At 55.9% G+C, this 5,515-nt stretch carries 3 rRNA genes; all 3 read left to right on the top strand.

The features are described 5' to 3' along the window. The first annotated feature begins 236 nt into the window (after positions 1-236). Positions 237-1,763 (top strand): 16S ribosomal RNA (locus ABD286_RS18850). Between the two features lie 366 nt (positions 1,764-2,129). After that, positions 2,130-5,249: ribosomal RNA gene (locus ABD286_RS18845) — 23S ribosomal RNA — on the top strand. Positions 5,250-5,356: 107 nt separating this feature from the next. Further along, positions 5,357-5,473, top strand: a 5S ribosomal RNA gene (gene rrf, locus ABD286_RS18840). The 16S, 23S and 5S rRNA genes sit together here, the layout of an rRNA operon. The last annotated feature ends 42 nt before the right edge of the window (positions 5,474-5,515 follow it).

The following is a 5,515-nucleotide window of genomic DNA, read 5'->3' as shown; positions in this document are numbered from 1 at the left end:
GGTGTGCGTCCGATCCTTGAGAACTCAACAGCGTGTCAAAAATCGATGCCAATTACCTCGTCTCTGGGGTGGCGCGGCTTTCACCTTCGGTGGGGGTTGTGTTGTTCTGGAACGAAAATCCTTTGATTGACAACGAATGCTAGTGATTTTGCTAGTTGTTTGTGACTCAGTCAGTTTGACGACCCTTCTAGGGTTTCGCTTTTCCTGTCGCGCTTTGGCGTGGTGGGTAGCAAACATCAATGGAGAGTTTGATCCTGGCTCAGGACGAACGCTGGCGGCGTGCTTAACACATGCAAGTCGAACGGTGACGAACAGAGCTTGCTTTGTTCTGATCAGTGGCGAACGGGTGAGTAACACGTGAGTAACCTGCCCCAGACTCTGGAATAAGCGCTGGAAACGGCGTCTAATACCGGATACGAAACGAAGCTGCATGGCTATCGTTTGGAAAGTTTTTCGGTTTGGGATGGACTCGCGGCCTATCAGCTTGTTGGTGAGGTAATGGCTCACCAAGGCGACGACGGGTAGCCGGCCTGAGAGGGCGACCGGCCACACTGGGACTGAGACACGGCCCAGACTCCTACGGGAGGCAGCAGTGGGGAATATTGCACAATGGGCGAAAGCCTGATGCAGCGACGCCGCGTGAGGGATGACGGCCTTCGGGTTGTAAACCTCTTTCAGCAGGGAAGAAGCGCAAGTGACGGTACCTGCAGAAGAAGCACCGGCTAACTACGTGCCAGCAGCCGCGGTAATACGTAGGGTGCGAGCGTTGTCCGGAATTATTGGGCGTAAAGAGCTTGTAGGCGGTTTGTCGCGTCTGCCGTGAAAATTCGAGGCTCAACCTCGAACTTGCGGTGGGTACGGGCAGACTAGAGTGTGGTAGGGGAGACTGGAATTCCTGGTGTAGCGGTGAAATGCGCAGATATCAGGAGGAACACCGATGGCGAAGGCAGGTCTCTGGGCCACTACTGACGCTGAGAAGCGAAAGCATGGGGAGCGAACAGGATTAGATACCCTGGTAGTCCATGCCGTAAACGTTGGGAACTAGGTGTGGGTCTCATTCCACGAGATCCGTGCCGCAGCTAACGCATTAAGTTCCCCGCCTGGGGAGTACGGCCGCAAGGCTAAAACTCAAAGGAATTGACGGGGGCCCGCACAAGCGGCGGAGCATGCGGATTAATTCGATGCAACGCGAAGAACCTTACCAAGGCTTGACATATGCGAGAACGCGGCAGAGATGTCGTTCTCTTTGGACACTCGTATACAGGTGGTGCATGGTTGTCGTCAGCTCGTGTCGTGAGATGTTGGGTTAAGTCCCGCAACGAGCGCAACCCTCGTTCTATGTTGCCAGCACGTGATGGTGGGGACTCATAGGAGACTGCCGGGGTCAACTCGGAGGAAGGTGGGGATGACGTCAAATCATCATGCCCCTTATGTCTTGGGCTTCACGCATGCTACAATGGCCGGTACAAAGGGCTGCGAAACCGCGAGGTGGAGCGAATCCCAAAAAACCGGTCTCAGTTCGGATTGGGGTCTGCAACTCGACCCCATGAAGTCGGAGTCGCTAGTAATCGCAGATCAGCAACGCTGCGGTGAATACGTTCCCGGGCCTTGTACACACCGCCCGTCAAGTCACGAAAGTCGGTAACACCCGAAGCCGGTGGCCCAACTCGCAAGAGAGGGAGCTGTCGAAGGTGGGACTGGCGATTGGGACTAAGTCGTAACAAGGTAGCCGTACCGGAAGGTGCGGCTGGATCACCTCCTTTCTAAGGAGCACTGGCCAGCTTGTCTGGTCCAGGGCCTGGTCTGTCCCCGCACGTGGGGCAGCAGGTGCTCAAGGGTGGAACATCGATTATTTGGCGCTGACACTTCACCGTGTCGCAAGTACAAGCCGGCTTCTCCTGCAAGGGAGGGTGGGCAGTGGAAAGCACCGGTGCGGGGGAGGCGTCTGACACGTTGTTGGGTCCTGAAGGCTCGGGCTGCTTGCAGCTTGATCTCTTCGGGCCGGTTTACGGCCTTGGACCCACCCTTCCAGTCAAACCCCCTGGCACTTCGGTGCTGGGTAGGTGCTGGGGCTGGGGTGGGGCCGCCCGTATTTTGAGAACTACACAGTGGACGCGAGCATCTTTGTGGCTCAAGTTTTTAAGGGCACACGGTGGATGCCTTGGCACCAGGAACCGAAGAAGGACGTAGGAATCTGCGATAAGCCTCGGGGAGTCGATAACCAGACTGTGATCCGAGGATTTCCGAATGGGGAAACCCGGCTGGAGGCAAGTCCAGTCACTCCCGCCTGAACACATAGGGCGGGTAGAGGGAACGTGGGGAAGTGAAACATCTCAGTACCCACAGGAAGAGAAAGCAACCGCGATTCCGTGAGTAGTGGCGAGCGAAAGCGGAAGAGGCTAAACCGTAGCTGTGTGATACCTGTCAGGGGTTGCAGTTGCGGGGTCGTGGGACTTTTCGGTCAGTACTGACATGCTGGCATGGAGTCAGAAATGCGCGTTATAGTCGAAGGGCATTGAATGGCCCGGCACAGAGGGTGCGACCCCCGTAGACGAAATGATGTGCACTCCAGAGAAGTATCCCAAGTAGCACGGGGCCCGAGAAATCCCGTGTGAATCTGGCGGGACCACCCGCTAAGCCTAAATATTCCCTGGTGACCGATAGCGGACAAGTACCGTGAGGGAAAGGTGAAAAGTACCCCGGGAGGGGAGTGAAATAGATCCTGAAACCGTGTGCCTACAATCCGTCGGAGCCTCCTTGTGGGGTGACGGCGTGCCTTTTGAAGAATGAGCCTGCGAGTTAGTGCTCAGTGGCGAGGTTAACCCGTGTGGGGAAGCCGTAGCGAAAGCGAGTCCGAATAGGGCGTTTTAGTCGCTGGGTCTAGACCCGAAGCGGAGTGATCTACCCATGGCCAGGTTGAAGCGACGGTAAGACGTCGTGGAGGACCGAACCCACTTAGGTTGAAAACTGAGGGGATGAGCTGTGGGTAGGGGTGAAAGGCCAATCAAACTCCGTGATAGCTGGTTCTCCCCGAAATGCATTTAGGTGCAGCGTCACGTGTTTCTTACCGGAGGTAGAGCTACTGGATAGCTAATGGGCCTCACCAGGTTACTGACGTTAGCCAAACTCCGAATGCCGGTAAGTGAGAGCGTGGCAGTGAGACTGCGGGGGATAAGCTCCGTAGTCGAGAGGGAAACAGCCCAGACCACCATCTAAGGTCCCTAAGCGTGTGCTAAGTGGGAAAGGATGTGGAGTTGCATTGACAACCAGGAGGTTGGCTTAGAAGCAGCCACCCTTTAAAGAGTGCGTAATAGCTCACTGGTCAAGTGATTCCGCGCCGACAATGTAGCGGGGCTCAAGCACACCACCGAAGCTGTGGCATTGACACTTTGCCCGGCCAACACACCTGCGGGTTGTTGGTCCAAGCGTGTTGATGGGTAGGGGAGCGTCGTGTGGCCAGGGAAGCGGCGGAGTGATCCAGCCGTGGAGGCCACACGAGTGAGAATGCAGGCATGAGTAGCGAATGACGGGCGAGAAACCCGTCCGCCGAATAACCAAGGGTTCCAGGGTCAAGCTAATCTGCCCTGGGTAAGTCGGGACCTAAGGCGAGGCCGACAGGCGTAGTCGATGGACATCCGGTTGATATTCCGGAACCGGCGAAGAACCGCCCATGATGAACCTTTTGATGCTAAACGCCTGAAACCAGTTTCCAATGCCTTCGGGCTGAGGTTCCTGGTGGAGCGCGTGACCCGATCTGGTAGTAGTCAAGCGATGGAGAGACGCAGGAAGGTAGCCTCCGCGTGGCGATGGTAGTCCACGTCCAAGGGTGTAGGGCGAGCTGTAGGCAAATCCGCAGCTCACATAGCCTGAGACCTGATAGTGACCGCGTATGCGGGAAGCAGGGTGATCCTATGCTGCCAAGAAAATCTTCTAGCGAGGTTCGAGCCGCCCGTACCCCAAACCGACTCAGGTGGTTAGGTAGAGAATACCAAGGCGATCGAGTGAATCGTGGTTAAGGAATTCGGCAAAATACCCCCGTAACTTCGGGAGAAGGGGGGCCCGGATCCTGAAGACACTTGCTGTCTAGGGAGAACGGCCGCAGAGACCAGGGAGAAGCGACTGTTTACTAAAAACACAGGTCCGTGCGAAGTCGCAAGACGATGTATACGGACTGACGCCTGCCCGGTGCTGGAAGGTTAAGAGGACCGGTTAGTTCTTCGGAGCGAAGCTGAGAATTTAAGCCCCAGTAAACGGCGGTGGTAACTATAACCATCCTAAGGTAGCGAAATTCCTTGTCGGGTAAGTTCCGACCTGCACGAATGGCGTAACGACTTCTCCACTGTCTCAACCACGAACTCGGCGAAATTGCACTACGAGTAAAGATGCTCGTTACGCGCAGCAGGACGGAAAGACCCCGGGACCTTTACTACAGCTTGGTATTGGTGTTCGGTACGGCTTGTGTAGGATAGGTGGGAGACTGTGAAGCATGCACGCCAGTGTGTGTGGAGTCAACGTTGAAATACCACTCTGGTCGTTCTGGATATCTAACCTCGGTCCGTGATCCGGATCAGGGACAGTGCCTGGTGGGTAGTTTAACTGGGGCGGTTGCCTCCTAAAAGGTAACGGAGGCGCCCAAAGGTTCCCTCAGCCTGGTTGGCAATCAGGTTTTGAGTGTAAGTGCACAAGGGAGCTTGACTGTGAGACAGGCATGTCGAGCAGGGACGAAAGTCGGGACTAGTGATCCGGCGGTGGCTTGTGGAAGCGCCGTCGCTCAACGGATAAAAGGTACCCCGGGGATAACAGGCTGATCTTGCCCAAGAGTCCATATCGACGGCATGGTTTGGCACCTCGATGTCGGCTCGTCGCATCCTGGGGCTGGAGTAGGTCCCAAGGGTTGGGCTGTTCGCCCATTAAAGCGGTACGCGAGCTGGGTTTAGAACGTCGTGAGACAGTTCGGTCCCTATCCGCTGTGCGCGTAGGAAACTTGAGAAGAGCTGTCCCTAGTACGAGAGGACCGGGATGGACGAACCTCTGGTGTGTCAGTTGTTCTGCCAAGAGCACGGCTGATTAGCTACGTTCGGAAGTGATAACCGCTGAAAGCATCTAAGCGGGAAGCACGCTTCAAGATGAGGTTTCCATGGACTTCGGTCCGAGAGGCTCCCAGCTAGACTACTGGGTTGATAGGCCAGACGTGGAAGCACAGTAATGTGTGTAGCTGACTGGTACTAATAAGCCGATAACTTGATACAACAAAGATGTTACGCGTCCACTGTGTAGTTCCCGAGATACGGTCGGGAACCCGCTCCCACCACCGCGCGTGTGGTGGAAGCAACCGAGAAAGATATCTCCATAGAGTTTCGGCTGTCATAGCGAAGGGGAAACGCCCGGCTCCATTCCGAACCCGGAAGCTAAGCCCTTCAGCGCCGATGGTACTGCACTGGTTACGGTGTGGGAGAGTAGGACGCAGCCGGACATACTTTCAAAAGGGCCTTCCCACACGGGAAGGCCCTTTTGG

This window comes from Pedococcus aerophilus, assembly GCF_039532215.1.
Classification (GTDB): domain Bacteria; phylum Actinomycetota; class Actinomycetes; order Actinomycetales; family Dermatophilaceae; genus Pedococcus; species Pedococcus aerophilus.
The sequence above is the reverse complement of the archived record's forward strand: the minus strand, read 5'-3'. Positions and strand labels throughout refer to the sequence as shown.